The sequence below is a fragment of the Vreelandella profundi genome (assembly GCF_019722725.1).
GTDB classification, from domain to species: Bacteria; Pseudomonadota; Gammaproteobacteria; order Pseudomonadales; family Halomonadaceae; genus Vreelandella; species Vreelandella profundi.
On the sequence record NZ_CP077941.1, the window covers coordinates 1008786 to 1026145 of the forward strand.

19 protein-coding genes are annotated in these 17360 nt (G+C 55.9%); 4 read left to right on the plus strand and 15 right to left on the minus strand.

Features of this window, described 5'->3' with window-relative positions; translation table 11 throughout:
* Positions 1-189: 189 nt before the first annotated feature.
* On the plus strand, positions 190-711 hold the full coding sequence (locus KUO20_RS04665) for a C40 family peptidase (protein WP_235041738.1): 522 nt from the start codon (positions 190-192) through the stop codon (positions 709-711).
* A gap of 30 nt (positions 712-741) precedes the next feature.
* Positions 742-1932: an MFS transporter gene (locus tag KUO20_RS04670; RefSeq protein ID WP_235041739.1), complete on the plus strand. Its 1191-nt coding sequence runs from the start codon at positions 742-744 to the stop codon at positions 1930-1932.
* On the opposite strand, the gene KUO20_RS04675 is transcribed toward KUO20_RS04670, so the two are convergent.
* From KUO20_RS04675 to KUO20_RS04695, 5 genes are read right to left on the minus strand one after another with little or no spacing between them, the layout of a single operon-like run.
* Positions 1925-2542, minus strand: coding sequence for an ABC transporter ATP-binding protein (locus KUO20_RS04675; RefSeq protein WP_235041740.1), 618 nt, complete (start codon positions 2540-2542; stop codon positions 1925-1927). The genes KUO20_RS04670 and KUO20_RS04675 overlap by 8 nt on opposite strands.
* Positions 2535-3404 (minus strand): ATP-binding cassette domain-containing protein, encoded by an 870-nt coding sequence (locus KUO20_RS04680; protein ID WP_235041741.1) that lies wholly within the window; start codon positions 3402-3404, stop codon positions 2535-2537. Before KUO20_RS04680 ends, KUO20_RS04675 begins: the two co-directional genes overlap by 8 nt.
* A gap of 34 nt (positions 3405-3438) precedes the next feature.
* Positions 3439-4239, minus strand: coding sequence for an ABC transporter permease (locus KUO20_RS04685; RefSeq protein ID WP_235041742.1), 801 nt, complete (start codon positions 4237-4239; stop codon positions 3439-3441).
* On the minus strand, positions 4236-5234 hold the full coding sequence (locus KUO20_RS04690) for an ABC transporter permease (protein WP_235042420.1): 999 nt from the start codon (positions 5232-5234) through the stop codon (positions 4236-4238). Before KUO20_RS04690 ends, KUO20_RS04685 begins: the two co-directional genes overlap by 4 nt.
* A gap of 8 nt (positions 5235-5242) precedes the next feature.
* Complete coding sequence (locus KUO20_RS04695; RefSeq protein ID WP_235041743.1) at positions 5243-6832, minus strand: ABC transporter substrate-binding protein; 1590 nt, start codon at positions 6830-6832, stop codon at positions 5243-5245.
* 98 nt (positions 6833-6930) lie between these two features.
* Here KUO20_RS04695 and nikR point away from each other — a divergent pair, with 98 nt between their 5' ends.
* Positions 6931-7344 (plus strand): nickel-responsive transcriptional regulator NikR, encoded by a 414-nt coding sequence (nikR, locus tag KUO20_RS04700; protein ID WP_235041744.1) that lies wholly within the window; start codon positions 6931-6933, stop codon positions 7342-7344.
* Between the two features lie 62 nt (positions 7345-7406).
* On the opposite strand, the gene KUO20_RS04705 is transcribed toward nikR, so the two are convergent.
* A complete protein-coding gene (locus KUO20_RS04705) occupies positions 7407-7889 on the minus strand; it encodes an FKBP-type peptidyl-prolyl cis-trans isomerase (RefSeq protein ID WP_235041745.1) in 483 nt (160 codons plus the stop codon).
* A gap of 176 nt (positions 7890-8065) precedes the next feature.
* Between KUO20_RS04705 and KUO20_RS04710 the strand changes: the two genes are divergently transcribed.
* Entirely contained in the window at positions 8066-8347 is a 282-nt protein-coding gene (locus KUO20_RS04710) for a hypothetical protein (RefSeq protein WP_235041746.1), read from the plus strand.
* Between the two features lie 110 nt (positions 8348-8457).
* On the opposite strand, the gene KUO20_RS04715 is transcribed toward KUO20_RS04710, so the two are convergent.
* From KUO20_RS04715 to KUO20_RS04755, 9 genes are all read right to left on the minus strand, one after another.
* Entirely contained in the window at positions 8458-8928 is a 471-nt protein-coding gene (locus tag KUO20_RS04715) for an outer membrane lipoprotein (protein ID WP_235041747.1), read from the minus strand.
* Between the two features lie 304 nt (positions 8929-9232).
* A complete protein-coding gene (locus tag KUO20_RS04720; RefSeq protein ID WP_235041748.1) occupies positions 9233-10831 on the minus strand; it encodes an isocitrate lyase in 1599 nt (532 codons plus the stop codon).
* 262 nt (positions 10832-11093) lie between these two features.
* Positions 11094-11519, minus strand: coding sequence for a GNAT family N-acetyltransferase (locus KUO20_RS04725; protein WP_235041749.1), 426 nt, complete (start codon positions 11517-11519; stop codon positions 11094-11096).
* Positions 11519-12706 carry a cupin domain-containing protein gene (locus KUO20_RS04730; RefSeq protein ID WP_235041750.1) on the minus strand — a complete coding sequence of 396 codons (1188 nt, stop codon included), beginning with the start codon at positions 12704-12706 and terminating at the stop codon, positions 11519-11521. The genes KUO20_RS04725 and KUO20_RS04730 overlap by 1 nt, the downstream gene beginning before the upstream one ends.
* 47 nt (positions 12707-12753) lie before the next feature.
* Entirely contained in the window at positions 12754-14139 is a 1386-nt protein-coding gene (gene purB, locus KUO20_RS04735; RefSeq protein ID WP_235041751.1) for an adenylosuccinate lyase, read from the minus strand.
* A 96-nt stretch (positions 14140-14235) separates the two neighbouring features.
* Positions 14236-14877: a high frequency lysogenization protein HflD gene (hflD, locus tag KUO20_RS04740; protein WP_235041752.1), complete on the minus strand. Its 642-nt coding sequence runs from the start codon at positions 14875-14877 to the stop codon at positions 14236-14238.
* Positions 14874-16046, minus strand: coding sequence for a tRNA 2-thiouridine(34) synthase MnmA (gene mnmA / locus KUO20_RS04745; RefSeq protein WP_273543303.1), 1173 nt, complete (start codon positions 16044-16046; stop codon positions 14874-14876). The genes hflD and mnmA overlap by 4 nt, the downstream gene beginning before the upstream one ends.
* A gap of 104 nt (positions 16047-16150) precedes the next feature.
* Positions 16151-16591 (minus strand): NUDIX hydrolase, encoded by a 441-nt coding sequence (locus tag KUO20_RS04750; RefSeq protein ID WP_235041753.1) that lies wholly within the window; start codon positions 16589-16591, stop codon positions 16151-16153.
* The gene (locus KUO20_RS04755) at positions 16588-17199 is read right to left on the minus strand and encodes a pseudouridine synthase (protein WP_235041754.1); all 612 of its coding nucleotides are present in this window, start codon (positions 17197-17199) and stop codon (positions 16588-16590) included. Before KUO20_RS04755 ends, KUO20_RS04750 begins: the two co-directional genes overlap by 4 nt.
* Between the last annotated feature and the right edge of the window lie 161 nt (positions 17200-17360).

Sequence of the window (17360 nt, forward strand, 5' to 3'; positions counted from 1 at the left end):
CATATGATAACTAGCTTATAGTCGTGCGTTGAAAAATTTAATTTTGTTATACCACACTCCTATACATGTCTTGAGGTTAATCGCATGGTTGCGTTGCCACGCCCCGCTGTGACCGCTGTCCGTGTTGCAAGTGTTTGTTTTTTAGTTACATTGGTGGCTGGCTGTGCAGGATCTGCTCGACAGAGCAACATGCAAGCACCTGAGAACTACTTCTCTATGTCGTTGCCGGGAATAGGGGCCAATCCGCAAATGTCGCCGATTGACCCTATCAATGCTCAACTGCTTAGTCAGCAAGTTCCGCCACCAACGGTTATTCGCGAGGCACTTCTGGCACAGCACCAGCGATGGGCCGGAACGCCCTACCGGATTGGCGGCACGTCAGAAAGAGGCATTGACTGCTCGGCCCTGGTTCGCAATGTTTACCGAGACACTTTCAATTTAGAACTGCCGCGTTCCACCCGTGGTCAAGTACACGAGGGACGCCCGATCGACCGCCAACAACTACAGGCGGGCGATCTGGTGTTCTTCAGTCCCCCGGGCCGCTATAACCATGTGGGTATTTACGTAGGCGATGGTTATTTTCTCCATGCCTCAACGTCAAAAGGGGTAATTATTTCCAGCTTGGATAATAGTTACTGGCAGCGTTACTACTGGCAGGCACGCCGGGCGCTGGAGCCGACCCATTTGGCTCAGTTAGGCAGTAATTTCTAGTCGCAAAACGCCTTTTACTTTAGGAATGGCATGATTGAAGCCAAAACGCGCGCCTGGTGGCGCGCTACCTTGGCGCTTTGCCTGGGTTCTTTTCTCGTTTTTATCAATTTATACGCGCCCCAACCGCTGTTGCCAGGGTTAAAAGAGACTTACGGCGTCTCTACCCTCGGTGTTAGCCTACTCATGTCGGTCTCGACGCTTTCTCTTGCCTTGGCACTGCTGGTCTTCGGGCCGCTTTCAGATGCTATTGGCCGCGAAAGCATTATGCGCATTACTTTGCTGCTGGCAGGCGGCTGCTCCCTTGCTTTGGCCTTCGCGCCTACTTTTGAAAGCTTGCTACTGCTGCGCTTAGTGCAGGGCTTTGTGCTGGGCGGATTGCCAGCGGTGGCGATTGCCTGGATGGGTGATGAGTTTGAAAAACCTGCGCTGCTAAGTGCCGTGGGGCTTTATATCGGCGCTAATTCGCTCGGCGGTATTAGCGGGCGAATTGTAGGCGGTGCCGCCGCTGAGATAGGCGGCCCTACCGCTGCGTTTTTGGCCGTAGGCCTCATTACCCTGGTTGGCTGCGTGGTATTTTGGCGCCTGCTGCCTAACAGTCGCGCGTTTGTACCCCAGCGTTTTGAGCTGCGTAAAGCGGCAAGTGATCTACTGGGACATTTGCGTAGCCCGATACTGCTCGCTGCCTATTGCTTGGGTGGCATCAACTTTTTAATCTTTATTAATCAATACAGCTATATCACCTTTCGATTGGCCGACGAGCCCTACACGCTGGCGGCCAGCGGCCTGGGTCTGATTTTCTTAACCTACCTGGGAGGCACTTTTGGCTCCATGATGTCAGGACGTCTAGCCGGGCGCTTTTCACCCGCGGCGTGCATGATGGTGGGGGTGATGATTTTGATGCTGGGTACTGCCATCACGCTGTCGGAATCACTGGTGCTGATCATCGTTGGGCTAAGCGTTAATGCCTTTGGCTTTTTCTTAACTCACTCATTGGCCTCTAGCTGGGTGGGGCGCTATGCCCAGGGAGCCCGCGGCAGTGCCTCGGCGCTGTATCTGGTGTTCTATTATACGGGGGCAAGCCTGGGTGGTTTCTGGCTAGAGCCGTTCTGGCGCTGGGCCGGCTGGTTAGGCGTTGCCGTCGGGTCATGGCTACTGCTGAGCATTACGCTGACGATTGCCTTTGGTCTATGGCGTTTCGAACGCCGCCAGGCCGCTAGTTGATGCGCGTAAGCTGGGCATTGCTTAAGTGATAATGCTGCGTGCATAGCCGTTTCAGTAGCGCGGTATCGTGGCTAATCACCAGCACGCCAAGTCGGCGTTTTTCCGCCTCCTGCTTTAAAGACTGCCAAAGCTCAACCTGAGTGATGGGGTCGAGCATGGTCGAGATTTCATCGGCAACCAAAAAGCGCACCCCTGGTGCCAGGGCGCGTAGCACGCAAACCCGCTGTAACTCGCCTCCGGAAAGCGCGTGGGTAAAGCGCGATAGCCAGCGTGCCTGCACGCCAAACGCTTGGCACTGCGCCTCGGAGGGCGTCCAGGCTTCACGTAGTATTTTAGCCACCCGCCAGCGCGGATTAACCGCAAGCTCCGGCGATTGCGGCAGCCACTGCACGGGCTGCACGCCGCTTTTGGGAAGTGCCGCGTCGTCTAGGCTGACAGCGCCCTCGCGCGGGGTTAAATAGCCTGCCAGCAGTTTTCCTAGCGTTGATTTGCCCGCCCCAGAGTCGCCGCTTAGTCCTACCCACTGTCCAGCGCTTATCGCTAGGGAAACGTTCTGCAGCAGCGGCGCCCCGGCTGCAAAGTGAAAGCTAAGCTGATGCGCTCTAAGCAATGCTGATCTCCTGCTGTGCCTTGATGATGGTGGCGTTGTCGGCGATAGAATCCACGCAAGGCTTGGGGAGCGTAAACGCATTGTCTGGCAACGCTAGCCACAGCGCTTGGGAATAGGCGTTGGTGAGCGTGCTGCCGGTGTCTTGAAAGGCGTGAGCCGGAGCGGTTTCGATCAGCTTGCCGCTGCGCATAATAGTGACGCGGTCGGCAATCGGTAGGGCGTGGCGAAGATCATGAGTGATTAAAATGACGGTTTTGCCTTGATCTGCCAAGTCTCTTAGCGCTGCCAGTACGCGCTGGCGCTGATGGGGGTCAAGGCCCACGGTAGGCTCATCGGCAATCACCAGCTGCGCCTGGCTAACGTGGGCCATGGCCGTTAGAACGCGGCGTGCCATGCCTCCTGAAAGCTCATGGGCGTAGGCCTGCTGAGCGCGAGTATCTAGCTGATAGTGATCCAACGCTTGCCGTGCGGATTGCCGGGCGCCCCCTGAGGGCTGGCCTGCGCGCTCGGCCGCCCAGGCCACTTGGCGCTGGATGCGTACCAGCGGGTCCAGGGCGTTCAGCGATTGCGGGATGAGCGCTAGCTCACGGCCGCGCAGCGTTTGCTGGCTTTGTTTGTCGAGGCGTTGGCCTTGATAGCAAAGCTGGCCGTTGAGCCGTGCCGATGCTGGCAACAGCCCCATAATGGCATACGCCAACAGGCTCTTTCCGGCGCCCGATGCGCCTACCACGGCATGTACCTCACCTGCCGAAAAGTGCAGCGATAGATTATCTAAGCAGATCGACCAGCTACGCTTCCACCAGGCTTTATAACCGGTGCCGTAGTGGGGCAGGCGTAGCGATAGCTGTTCAATGGTTAACATGGCAAGCCTCTTATCAGCCGTTGCTTAAAAAGCGCTATAGCGCTCGCCGTAGATTGCTGCCCAGGCGCTCAAAACACAGCACCATGATGAGTAGCCCTAGCCCAGGAAATACCCCAAGCCACCAATAGCCGCCCGTTAAATAACGCATGGCGTCAGCCAACAGTACACCCACGGCGGGTTGGCTAGGGCTTAGGCCAAAGCCTAAAAAAGTTAATGCCGCTTCGTGCAAGATTGCGTGAGGAAATAGCAGCAAAGCGCCGATCAGGCAGTGGGGTAGCAGGTGAGGTAGTAAATGGCTATGCAGCACAAACCAGCGCGACTTGCCAAGCGAACGAGAAATGCGCACGTAGGGTGCCTGGCGTAAGTGCAGTAATTCAGCGCGCAGCACGCGGGCTAAGCTAGGCCAGTGAGTGGCGGCAACCGCGATAATCACTGCCTGAGTGCCTCCGCCAAGGGCAAAGGCGATGAGCATTAATAAAATAAGATGCGGCACACTAAGCAGCGTATCTATCAGTAGGCTGACCAGGGCATCCAGCCGCTGAGACAGTGTGGCCAATGCCGCCAGGCTTAATGCAATCAGCGTGCTCAGCAGCGCTGCTAGGCAGCCTACCCAAAAGCTAATGGAAAGCCCTGCCAGAGTGCGCGCCCACAGCTCGCGCCCTAGTGCATCGGTGCCAAACCAATGATCAAGGCTCGGCGGCGCTAGCCGTGCTTCAAACTGCATCTGCTGATGAGTGTCACCCAGCAGCCACTGGCTGGCGATGAGCCCTATAATGAGTAGTAGGGTGATGCCAACGCTGAGTAGGGCACGCAGGCGCGGCTGGTGGTGGCTCATAGGCCACCCGATTTGATGCGCGGATCGATAACGCCGTAAAGACTATCGGCGATTAGGTTGCCAATACTGACAAATAGAGCGGTAAACAGCGCAATGCCCAGCAGCAGCGGAATATCGCTGCGCAGGCCAGCGGCCACCGTGGCCTGGCCAAGGCCGGGGTAGGCGAACACTTGCTCAATTAAGATAGAGCCGCCAAACAGCTCGCCCAGTGATGCAAACGCCAGCGTAATGGCAGGTAAGCATGCATGGCGTATGCCGTGTCGCCACGCGACGTCAAGTCGGCTAGCGCCTTGGGCGAAGGCGTGAGTGGCGACTTCTGAGTGCATAAATTCAAGCATGCGATGGCGCGTGTGCAGCGTGATATTGGCGATGCCCAGCAGTGCCAATGTAGCGATTGGCAGTACGAGATGATGCAAGCGCTGAACGAGCGATACCTGCTGACTCAGTATGCCGGTCGGGCCGGCACAGCAAGTGGGTGTCCAGCCCAAAAATACCGAAAACAGCAGCACAGCGAGTATCGCCAGCCAAAAAGCGGGGGTAGAGGCGGTGATATAGGCGTAAGTGCTGATGATCTTATCCAGCGTTGAGCCCTCCTTGGCGCCTACCACAACGCCCAGACTAAAGCCTAGCAGTGCTGACAATAGCCAGGCGCCGCCGAGTAGGGCAATAGAGCGCTGAAAGCGCTGGCCGATGACTTCGCTGACCGGCTGGTTATACACATGGCTCCAGCCTAGGTCGCCGCTCAATAGTTGGCGCAGCCAGTGGCTAAACTGTACGACAGGCGGCGCGTCAAACCCCCAGCGCTGGGCAATTAGCTCGCGCTGTTCAGGGCTAACCTGAGCCATTTGGGGGCCTAAGTAGGCATCAATGGGATCAATTGGCGAAGCCATCATCAGTCCAAATGACACCAATGCCACGCAAAGTAATACCAGTGTGAGGCGCGCTAAACGCTTGGCTATTCCCTGCGCTAATTCCTTTGCTAACCCCTGCGCCATGCGATTAATCAGTCGCACGTCCAGCGCCATTCAAGCAGATTGCTAGTGATTGGCCAGCCGTGCCCATGCGGGGCGATACCCAGCTCACCCATATCCAGACAGCTGTTGGTAAAGTAGACATGCTCAAGATTGGCTAGCCACGCCCAGCTAGCATCACCGCGAACGCCGTAGCCTGTTGTGCCGTCCCACTGGGCTGCGCGCCAGTAGTCGTTGGCTTGTGCAACGCTTTCTGCCGCTTGGGCGGCGTCAAGGTTGGCATCAACCTCAGGATTGGCGTAGAAACCGCTGTTATAGAAACCGTTGCCCGCGTGCTGGCTGTGGAAGAGATAGTAAATCTCTTGCGGGCTGTGGCTGCCAAAGCCAAACATGATGGCATCCTGGTGCAGCGCCTCACGCTGAATTTCATTCCAATGGCGGCCGGTGGGCTGCATGTCAATGCCTAAAGGGCGAACCATCTCGGCGCTGACTTCCGAGAGTAGCTGTCGGGTGGTGTCACTTGAAGGATAGGTGAGCCGAAAGCGTGCAGGCAGGCCATCTTTATAGCGCAAGCCGTCATCACGCAGCTCCCAGCCTGCCTCGTCGAGTATCTCGGCGGCCAGGCCAAGATTTGGCGCTGCTATTTGCTCTTCTTCCGCGCTCCAAGGCAGGCCATCGGCTGGGCCAAACGCCGGCCGACCAAACCCATGAAGTGCCACGTCGACCAGGGTGTCGCGATCAACGGCTAAATTGATCGCCTGGCGAATGGCAATATCAGCGGTCACGTCATTGCCAATGGGGGCACCAGACGCCGCTTGCTCGCCATTCGCTGGCTGCATGGGGAAAAGAATGCCGCGGTTATCGACGCTTTGCATGATCGTTCGGTTCATATGCGGCGGCAGATTGGCGGCCAGTGCGGCGGGGGCAGAGGCGATATCTACCTGGCCCGCATGGGCGGCGCTTAGGGCGGCGTCCTCACCGGTAAATAGAAACACCAGTCGCTCAAAGGCAGGTTCGGGGCCGTAGAAATAAGGGTTGCGTTCAACAATCAGCTGCTCGCCTTCCTGCCATTCAACCAGTTGATAAGGCCCGGAGCCAACAGGGTGCCGGCCGTAGCGCTCGCTGTAGCCATTTTCGCGCTCTGCGCTGGGCACAATGCCGAGTGTCAGCAGCTGGTCGATAAACGTTATTCGCGGGGCCTGCAGGCGTAGCGTAACGGTATGGGCGTCAAGCGCCGTGGCTACTTCAAGGGCGCTTAGATCGGCCCGACCGCCTGCTCGTGCCGCTGTGTTGAAGGTATAGGCGACGTCTTCAGCGGTGAGCGGCGTGCCGTCAGAAAAGCTGGCATCGTCGCGCAGCGTGAGCGTCCAGGTAAGCCGGTCGTCAGAAAGCGACCACGCGGTGGCAAGCTCGGCCTGTGGCGATAGATCTTTGCCCCGTGAGAGTAGCGTCGACTGAAACAGTGGATTGCCGTACTGCCCCCAGCCCAACAGCGGGTCGAAGCCTTGCTCGGGCTCTCCACCAATCGCCAGAATTAATTGCTCTTTTGCCTGTACGCCACCGGCGACAGCTAAACAACTTAGCGCAATACCCAGTAAGATAGGCCTAAATGGTTTAGCCATCGCTTGATCCTTTATGCCGTTAGTATGATGTTTTTACAATAACATCATACTAACGGTGTCGTCAGCACGTGAACAGTCAATCAGCAAAGGGGGCGTGAATGCAGCGTGTAACGGTAACGCTTGACCAGGAACTGCTCGCAGAAGTCGATGCGCTAATGCATGAACGCGGTTACCAGAACCGCTCAGAAGCGATTCGCGACTTAACGCGCAGCGGTTTAAAGCAGGTGAGGGAAGAGGCTGCGCCCGATGCGCCTTGTATGGGCGCGCTGGTGTATGTTTATGACCATGCTGCCCGGGAGTTGTCTAAGCGTCTAACGCGTCACTCCCATGATCATCACCACCTAACGCTTTCAACGTTGCATGTGCACATCAACCATGACAGCTGCCTTGAAGTTGCTCTGCTCAAGGGCCAGGGAAGCGCGTTAAAACAGTTTGCGGCCGAAGTGATTTCATCAAGAAGCGTTCGTCACGGGCAGCTAATGCTGATTCCCAATGATGAAGAAAAAGCTTAATCATAGGCATAAAAAAAGGTGACCCGAAGGTCACCTTTTTTCTGATCGGTATCGCGAGGCACTTAGTGCTCAACGCCACCTTCACCGTGCACGTGGCCGTGCTCAACTTCATCAGCGCTTGCTTCGCGTACTTCAGCGATTTCAACGTCAAAGTTGAGATTCTGGCCAGCCAGCGGGTGGTTGCCATCAACAACGACCGTATCGCCTTCAATTTTCTTGACGGTAACCATTAGCGGGCCGCCTTGAGTCTGGGCTTGGAACTGCATGCCCGGCTCAATGCTCTCAACGCCTTGGAAGGCATCGCGAGGTACTTCTTGCATCAGCTCTTCTTGCAGCTCGCCGTAGCCTTCTGCTGGAGATACTGCAACGTTCAGCTTCTCGCCAGCTGCACGACCTTCTAGCTCTTTCTCAAGGCCCGGAATAATGTTGCCGGAACCGTGTAAATAGGTAAGCGGCTCGCGGCCTTCAGAACTGTCTAACACTTCACCTGCGTCGTTAGTCAGGGTGTAGTGGAACGCGACAACCGAGTTTTGCGCAATTTGCATGGAATAACCTTTCGGGGAGTGCATGTCCCAATATGGTAACGCGTGTGAGCTGGCTTGTCAGGGGGGTAGAGGCGCTTTTTCCCATCCAAGTCTTTAGACGGTGTTGCGCGTTAGGGTGACCAGGGATACCCTACGACCATCACTTTTTCCATTGCCCTATTATTTTGGAGCACTCAATGACGATTTTTTTTATTTGGCTTATCGCGTTTTGCCTGATTGCTTATTTTGTCAATCAGCGCTGGAATAACGGCGTTAGCCAGGGGTTAGATAAGGTACTGCCCGGTTTTTTGAAAAGCGACGGTGATAACCGTTACCTGTGGGTGATCACGCTAGCGGTACTGGGCGCAACGACCCTGGTGCAGCCAGTGGAAATGCTGCTGGTGGCGATACTGCTAGGCCTGATCGGCTGGGGCGTCTCGGCGCTAGTGAGCTGGGCCGGCAACAAGGCTAACTTTTAAACGCCGCTTAGTAGCATCCGATAAAAAAGCCCGGCCATCAATGATGGCCGGGCTTTTTACTAACGTTAAGCGGCCATTGAAAAAGCGTCTTCAATAGCAGCCATTATCCGTTAGTAGGGCGCAACGCTCATGCTGCCGCCATTACCAATCAAGCGTACACGCTGTCCTGCTTGGAAGGGATGATCTGCACGCTGTACAACGACAACGTCAGTGCCGTCATCGCGACGAATTTCCATTTCTAACGCCGCTACGCGGTTAGCACCGCCTTCCGCTGCGGTGCCTGCGACTGAACCACCCAGTGCGCCGGCAACGGTGGCTAGCTGACGTCCTGAACCGCCGCCAATTTGGCTGCCCAAAAGACCGCCGATGATAGCGCCGCCGCCGGTGCCCAGCAGCCCGCCCGCACGGCTTTCAGCCTGAATCTGTACCTGACGAACCGCCACGATCGTGCCGTAAGTCACGTTTTGGCCTGTTTGTGCTTGGCTTCCGCGATAGACATCGCCAGAGTAGCCAGACGTATTGGCACAGCCTGCCAGCGTAAGAATGCTCATCGCGGCAACAGGAAGAAGAAGACGTTTCATTAAAACCTCCAGGGTATATCTATTTGAATAACTGTCTTGAATAGCTGCTATCAATAGGATAAGCAAGCGATGGATTGCGGTTATAGAACAGTGTTCGTTAAAGATAGCTGATGCTAACACCTTTGACCAGCTATCATCTAAAAAGATCAGTGCGGAAAAATAATAACCTATAAATAGCTAGGTCGAGAGTGTAACAGCGTATTAAGAAATCAGTGTGCAAATGCCACAATATAACGACAAACAGGAGACCGTAAGGCCTCCTGTTTAAGCTTCGCTGGATATTTTAACGCATCAGACGCCTTCATTAGCCAAACTGGTTCATGGTGTTATCTTTGCCACCGGCTTTGAGCGCGGCATCGCCGTGGAAAAACTCTTTGTGGTCATCGCCAATGTTGGAGCCGGCCATGTCCTGATGGCGAACCGTGGCAATGCCCTGCCGAATTTCTTGACGCTGTACGCCTTTCACGTACGCCAGCATGCCTTCATCACCGAAGTAGCCTTTCGCCAGATTGTCGGTAGACAGGGCCGCTGTATGGTAGGTCGGCAGTGTGATTAAGTGGTGGAAGATACCCGCATCGCGAGAAGAATCACGCTGGAAGTTACGTGTCCACTCATCGGCCAGCTGGCCAAGCTCGGTGTCGTCGTACTCGGCGCTCATCAGTTTTTCACGCTGATACGCCGCCACGTTTTTACCTTCTTCTTGCCAAGCGTCAAACACCTGCTGGCGGAAGTTGAGCGTCCAGTTAAACGACGGCGAGTTGTTGTAGACCAGCTTGGCATCCGGCACGACATCACGGATACGGTTCACCATGCTCGCAATTTGCCCAACGTGAGGCTTTTCGGTTTCAATCCACAGCAGGTCGGCACCGTTTTGCAGGCTGGTGATGCAGTCCAGAATAACGCGATCTTCGCCGGAGCCTGGCTTGAACTGATAAAGGCCTGAGGCAAGCCGCTTAGGTTTAACCAGCTTGCCGTTCTGTTTGATGACGACATCGCCGTTGTTAATGTCAGCGGCGTTTTCAATCACATCGCCGTCGATGAAGCTGTTGTACTGATCGCCAAGATCACCGGGCTCATGCGTAACGGCAATTTTTTGCGTCAAGCCGGCGCCCAGTGAGTCGGTGCGCGCCACGATCACGCCGTCATCAATACCCAGTTCTAAAAAGGCGTAACGCACGGCGTTAATTTTGGCCAGGAAGTCTTCATGAGGCACGGTAACTTTGCCGTCCTGATGACCACACTGCTTCTCATCAGAGACTTGGTTTTCCAACTGGATACAGCAGGCGCCCGCTTGGATAAATTTTTTGGCCAAAAGATAGGTAGCTTCCGCGTTACCAAAGCCTGCATCGATATCGGCAATGATTGGCACGATATGCGTTTCATAATTGTCAATTTTGCTGATCAGGCGCTGCTCTTCGCCACTATCGCCCGCGTCTTTAGCATCGTCCAAGGCGCGAAAAAGGTGGTTCAGTTCCCAGGCATCGGCTTGTTTCAAGAACGTATAAAGTTCTTCAATGAGATCCGCGACCGAGGTCTTTTCGTGCATCGACTGATCAGGCAGTGGGCCGAACTCGGAGCGCAGTGCGGCGACCATCCAACCAGAAAGGTAGAGGTAGCTACGTTTAGTGGTACCAAAGTGTTTTTTGATTGAAATAAGCTTCTGCTGGCCAATAAAACCGTGCCAGCAGCCAAGCGATTGAGTGTACTGCGCAGTGTTAGCGTCATAGGCGGCCATATCTTCACGCATGATTTTAGCGGTGTAGCGAGCAATGTCGATGCCGGTGTGAAAGCGGTTTTGAGCCCGCATTCGGGCGGCATTCTCAGGTTTAATGGCTTCCCATTTGCCGCCCTGTGCTTCGCGTAGTTGGGCCATGGCTTTGATATCGTCGAGTAGTCCTGACATGAGCTTACCCTCTTTAATAATGGCTTGAGTCGTAATGGTCTTGCGCAAATTAGCAACGCATTGCCGTAACGCTGCAGTGCAACAACTATCGGTGAGTATGCTCAATTCAACAATTGACACTTGGGTGCACAGGCCGTTGTAACCCGACGACAGCGGGGTAGCGGAAGGGAGGGTTTGTGGCGGGTTTAGGTAGTCGTTTTTTGCCAAACAGGCATAAAAAAGCACTGCCGAGGCAGTGCTAGAGATTAATTACGGCGGCTTGTTACGCCAGTGAGAACGTCATATCGCGATGTGGGATGCCCGCATCCATATACTCATCGCCGTGAGCGACGAAGCCTAGCCGCTCATAAAACGCCAGCGCATGAACCTGGGCACTAAGCGCTACCTGAGAGTGGCCCGCATGGCGTGCCGCCTCTATCGCCGCCTTCATCAGCAGGACGCCAATGCCGGTGCCTCGGGCGTTAGCGAGCACGGCAACGCGACCAATATGCGCATCCGGCAGTAGCCGAGCGGTGCCTGCTGGCTGCCCGTCAAGCGTGGCTAGAAAGTGCAGGCATTCAGGGTCAAGGCCGTCCCATTCCTCTTCCTGTGGCACGCTTTGCTCGTCAATGAATACCCGGCGGCGGATCTCGCTGGCAGCCGGGCCAAGTGTTTCCCAATCGCCAGAGCTAACGTGGGCAATCGCCATTAATACTCCTCGTCGTCGCCTTCATCGCTCATAAAGCCGAGGCTACCGGTGTTAACCAGCTGCGTAATCAGCGCTGCTGCGCCGTCAATTTCCATGTCTTCAGCGTAGAGCGGGGTTGCGTCAGCCAAGCGCTGGGCTAGCTCAGCAGAGCAGGCGTGGCTGTCGCCATCGACAAACAGCGTGGTGCCGCCTGCTTCGCTGCGCCAAGCAAAGCGCGAGCCGGGCATGTGATAAAGCGGTTCGCCGTCTTGTAGTTGAGCAACAAGCGCCGCCTCGGTCAGCGGTGTTTCAAGCGGCACCACTTGGTCGACATATTTTGGCTGGGTCATGGCGCGGCCAAACCATTGAGCTACTTGCACCGGATTATCGAGTGTAGACACAATCAGCTGACGCATACGCTCAATGGCTGCATCGTCCAGCTCGCCGGCTAGATTCGCAGGCGCCATACCCGCATCGCTATAGCGCTGGGAGGCGGGAAGCTGTTCGCCCAAAAAGTCCGCATAGGAAGTGATGGCTTCGTCGGCAGAGGGCGCGCGAAAGCCGAGCGAAATAGTCATGCAATCATCGCTTTGACTAACACCGTGGTGCGCCCAGCCGGGGGGAAGGTACAGCATATCGCCCGGTTCAAGCACCCAGTCGGAGTCGGACTCAATGGTAAATTCTTGCAGAATACGCAGATCAATGCCGGCGATAATCGGTGCATCTTCGGTTAATTTGCCACCTAGCTGCCAACGACGGTGCCCGCTGGCCTGGAGCAAAAAGACATCGTATTGATCAATATGCGCGCCCACGTTACCGCCAGGAGGTGCGTAGCTGATCATCACGTCATCGAGTCGCCAGCGCGGTAGAAAATCAAACTCATCCATTAGCGCCGCAACGGCGGGCACGTAGTGATCAACCGCTTGAACCAGCAGGCTCCAGTTAGTTTCCGGCAGCCGTGCAAAGGTGGCTTCATCAAAGGGGCCGTGAGAGACCTGCCAAGGGCCGTCCGGACCTTCTTCCTCGACTAGGCGAGCCTCTACGCCAGGCTCACAGGCAAGCCCTGCCAGTTCGTCGGCCTCGATGGGGCTGATAAGGTCGGGCATGGCGCCACGAATCAGCAGTGGTTTTTGCTGCCAATAATTGGCTAAGAAATCTGCGGCGGTAAGGTCGCCTAGCAGGGTTAGCGGCTTATCGTGATGGTTCATGGCGTATCCTGTCGTGCTGGAGAAGGAAGTGGTCGCAGCAAAGGGCGTTACAAGGAGCCGAGCTGTTTTGTCAGCGCTTCGGCCTGTGCCTGGGCGTTGCCAATGTAGCTTGCCGGTGACAGCGCTTTCAGCTCGGTTTTGACATCATTAGGCAGCTCAAGAGAGTCAATGAACGCGGCAAAGCCGGCCTGATCAATGCGCTTGCCCCGCGTTAACTGCTTAAGTTTTTCATAGGGTTTTTCGATGCCGTAGCGGCGCATTACCGTTTGGATCGGTTCTGCGAGCACTTCCCAGCTGTTATCCAAGTCGGCGTCTATGCGCTCTGGGTTGGCTTCTAGCTTGCTGATGCCTTTTAGGCTGGCGTGGTAAGCAATTAAGCCATACGCCAGGCCTACGCCCAGGTTGCGCAGTACGGTGGAGTCCGTTAGATCGCGCTGCCAGCGAGAAATAGGCAGTTTTTGGGAAAGATGGCCAAGTATCGCATTGGCGAGACCCAGATTGCCTTCAGAGTTTTCAAAATCAATCGGGTTAACTTTATGCGGCATGGTGGAAGAGCCAATTTCGCCTTCAACCGTGCGCTGCTTAAAGTAGCCCAGTGAAATATAGCCCCATACGTCGCGATCAAAATCGATCAGGATCGTGTTGAAGCGGCACATGGCATCAAACAGCTCGGCAATGTAGTCGTGTGGCTCGATCTGAGTGGTGTAGGGATTGAACGTCAGTCCTAAACCTTCCACAAAGGTGCGCGCGTTGGCTTCCCAGTCGACTTCAGGGTAGGTCGTCAGATGGGCGTTATAGTTACCCACGGCACCGTTGATCTTGCCCAGCATTTCCACTGCTTCGATCTGCTTTAGCTGACGCTTGAGACGGTACGCCACGTTTGCCATTTCTTTACCCAGCGTTGTGGGCGTAGCGGTTTGACCATGGGTGCGCGACAGCATCGGCTGGGCGGCATGGGCAATGGCCAGTTTGGCAATGTCGTCAGCCACTTCATGCATGGTGGGCAGCATGGCCTTAAGGCCGTCGCTGAGCATCACACCATAAGAAAGGTTGTTGATGTCTTCGCTGGTGCAGGCGAAGTGAATGAACTCGGTGACCGCATGCAGCTCGGCCTGATCCGCAATCTTCTCTTTAAGGAAGTACTCAACCGCTTTGACATCGTGATTGGTGGTGCGCTCGATTTCTTTGATGCGCTCGGCATCGTTAAGCGAGAACTCGGTAATCAGCTGCTCAAGAAACCCGGTCGCGTCAGCGGACAGAGGCGGCACTTCGGTGATTTGAGCTTGCTCAGCCAGACGCTGTAGCCAGCGAACTTCCACAATCACACGGGCGCGGATCAGGCCGAATTCACTGAAGTGTTCGCGCAGGGCGGCAGCTTTAGAAGCGTAGCGGCCGTCAACGGGGGAGAGAGCGGTCAAAGCGGAGAGTTGCATGGCATCGTTTCCAGGTGGTTCGAGAGCAGGTTATTCAAAAACAAACAGTTCAAAAACAAACGGTTCAAAAGCAGGCTAGTTAATGGCTTCAGCAGCCTAGCTGAGGCTGTCCAGCGCGCGACGAAGCGCTTTACGCTGGAACACAAGCTTCCAGCGGCGCCCGCCTTGCTGGTGCCATAATAGCCCAAAGCGGATGCCGCCCATTAAGCAGGCGCGTACGCGTTCAGGCATCATGCGGCTTTGCAGCAGCGACGGGTCGCCCTGCACCACAATGCGGGTTTTAAAGGTAGAAAGCGTCTCTTGATACGCTTCGCCTAGGCTGGCAACGACGTTTTCATGGGTGGTGCCGAAGTGCTCGGCCTGCCCCTGAATACGCGTTAATTTTTGGCCGAGCGAATCCATCATCGCGTTATTGGTGCGCAGCTTATTCATCAGCATGAGCAGCGAAAAACCGTAGCGCAGCACCACAGGATTGGCCTGTTTGCGGCCCACCAAGGCTTCTAAGGTTTCCAGGCCACGGCGAAGATTGTTGGGATGCCCGCCATAAATGGCTTCGAAGCTAGGAGGGTTGGTATCCACCGTGGCTTCAATGAGCGTGTCCCAGGCGCGCGTGTCGACTTGGCCGGTGCGGGCAAGTTCGTCGACCAGGCTGGCGGCTTGAAATACGCCTGCCAGGGCCAGCGCTTGGCGCACGGCAGGAGAGTCGGGCGCACGATGAATCGGAGTAGTGGAGTTCATGCCGCAGCCTCCGCGTCTTTTTTCCAAGTAGCGCAAATCACACCACCGCCTAAACAGATATCGCCATCGTAAAGCACCAGTGACTGGCCGGGCGTTACCGCCCATTGCGGGTCATCGAAGGTCACCTCGACGCCACCGCTGGGTAGAACGTGTATTTCGCAGCCACAGTCACTTTGCCGGTAACGCGTTTTAGCGGTAAAACGGCCCTGTTGAACCGGCGCCTCGCCCGCCACCCAGTCCATGGCCTCGGTGGCTAGCGTGTCGGAGTAGAGCAGCGGATGATGCTTGCCCTGCACGGCGATTAGCACGTTGCGCTCCAGATCTTTGGCCGCCACGTACCAGGGCTCTTCTGAGTAGTTGGCAAGCCCGCCAATACCTAGCCCCTGGCGCTGGCCAAGGGTGTAGTACATCAGCCCCATGTGCTCGCCAATCACATCGCCTTCCGGCGTTTCAATACGACCGGGCTGCGCGGGAAGATACTGCTGCAGGAAATCGCGAAAGCGGCGCTCGCCGATAAAGCAGATGCCGGTGGAGTCTTTTTTCTTGGCGGTAATCAAGCCGTGCTGTTCAGCGATGGCGCGCACAGCGGGCTTTTCAAGCTCGCCAACGGGAAACAGCGTGCGTGCAATGGCGGCTTCTGGCACCGCATGCAGAAAGTAGCTTTGATCTTTGTTGCCATCCAGGCCTTTTAGCAGGCGAGGGCGACCGTTGTGCTGCGCTTCGCGAACATAGTGGCCGGTGGCGATTTTGTCGGCACCCAGCATTTCGGCGTACTCAAGAAACACCTTAAACTTGATTTCCCGATTGCACAGAATGTCAGGGTTAGGCGTGCGGCCCGCTTTGTACTCGGCTAAAAAGTGCTCAAAGACGTTATCCCAGTACTCTGCTGCAAAGTTTGCGGTATGCAGCTTAATGCCCAGCTTTTCGCACACCGCCTGCGCGTCAGCAAGATCCTCTTTGGCCGTACAGTAATCGGTGCCGTCGTCCTCATCCCAGTTTTTCATAAACAGGCCTTCCACCTCATAGCCTTGCTGCATGAGGAGAACGGCCGAAACAGAAGAATCGACGCCGCCGGACATGCCGACAATGACTTTGCCGCGAGTGGCTGGCCCAGGCGTGGACAGCGCCGGCGCCGTGGAATCAGTGGATGACCCGGTTTGAAATGACATAGGTATCCTTCAGGAACAGTGGTGTGCAACAAAAATAGGAGTATGTAAATAATGAGCTGCAATTGGGCGAAGATTATACACGATGGAGAGGGGCTTTGAGTGGTTCACTCACGAATCACTGCCAGCGGATAACAGCATCCGTTTAAAGCGTCCTCAATACGCTGCAGCACCAGCGGGCTACGCAGTCGTTGCTGCTGGTCTAGCGCACGTATTTGCTCAAGCGTCAGCCAGTGAGCGGCGATAATGTCAGGATCGAGGGCGAGGTCGAGCTGATCAAGCGGTTCAGCCGTAAAGCCGTGGCTGTGAAACGTTTGCCCGCCATCGGCATGGAAAACGTAGAGCCCCAGATAGCCGGTTAGCGATACCTGCCAGGCCGTCTCTTCCTGCACTTCTCGCAAAATAGCCGCGATGGGGCCTTCGCCGGCTTCGATATGCCCAGCAGGCTGGTTAAAAACGCTGGCGGGGCCGCCGCGCTGTTCTTCGACCATCAAGAAATGCTCGCCACGCTGAATCACGCAGGCCGCCGTACTGTGAATCGCACTCACGTTGGTTTTCGACGCTTTGCGGCAGGCTGTGCGCGTTTTCGCTGAGGCGAATTGGCTGGGCGGGGCGCGTGTAGCGTTTCTTTACGCCACTCGCCGGGAGCAAGGTCGTCTAGCCGCCAGGGGCCAATCGCCGCGCGAATTAAGCGCAGCGTCGGAAAGCCAACGTGAGCGGTCATGCGCCGCACTTGGCGGTTACGGCCTTCGCTAATGGTGAGTTCCAGCCAACTGGTCGAAGGATGGCGTTTGGGGTCGATGGACGGTTGGCGCGGCGCGGTCGTGGGCGGCTCAATACGGCTTGCCTTGGCAGGCTGCGTTGGGCCATCTTTCAGTGTGATTCCCTCTCGCAGCGCTTTGAGCGCAGCGTCGTCTATCTGCCCCTCAACCTGAGCCCAATAGGTTTTGGGCTGTTTGTGGCGCGGGTGCGAGATGCGGTGGATTAGTTCGCCATCACTGCTGAGCAGCAGCAGTCCTTCGGAGTCGTAATCAAGCCGCCCCGCGGGATAAATATCTTTTACGTCAATATATTGAGCCAATGTTTGACGCCCTTCGCGGTCGCTAAACTGGCTCAATACTTGAAAAGGCTTGTGTAATAAATAGAGGTTGCTCATGACATCTTTTGATCCATTTCTTGATTCGCGGCCCCTGACGTTTTGATACATCACTCATGCGCAAAAAGTGCAGCGCTGGTATACTCCGGGCTAACTGCTGGGGGCGAGCTTGTTCGCTGAACTCGCACTCTGCTCATGATTTGTTGCCATCCATGGCTTCT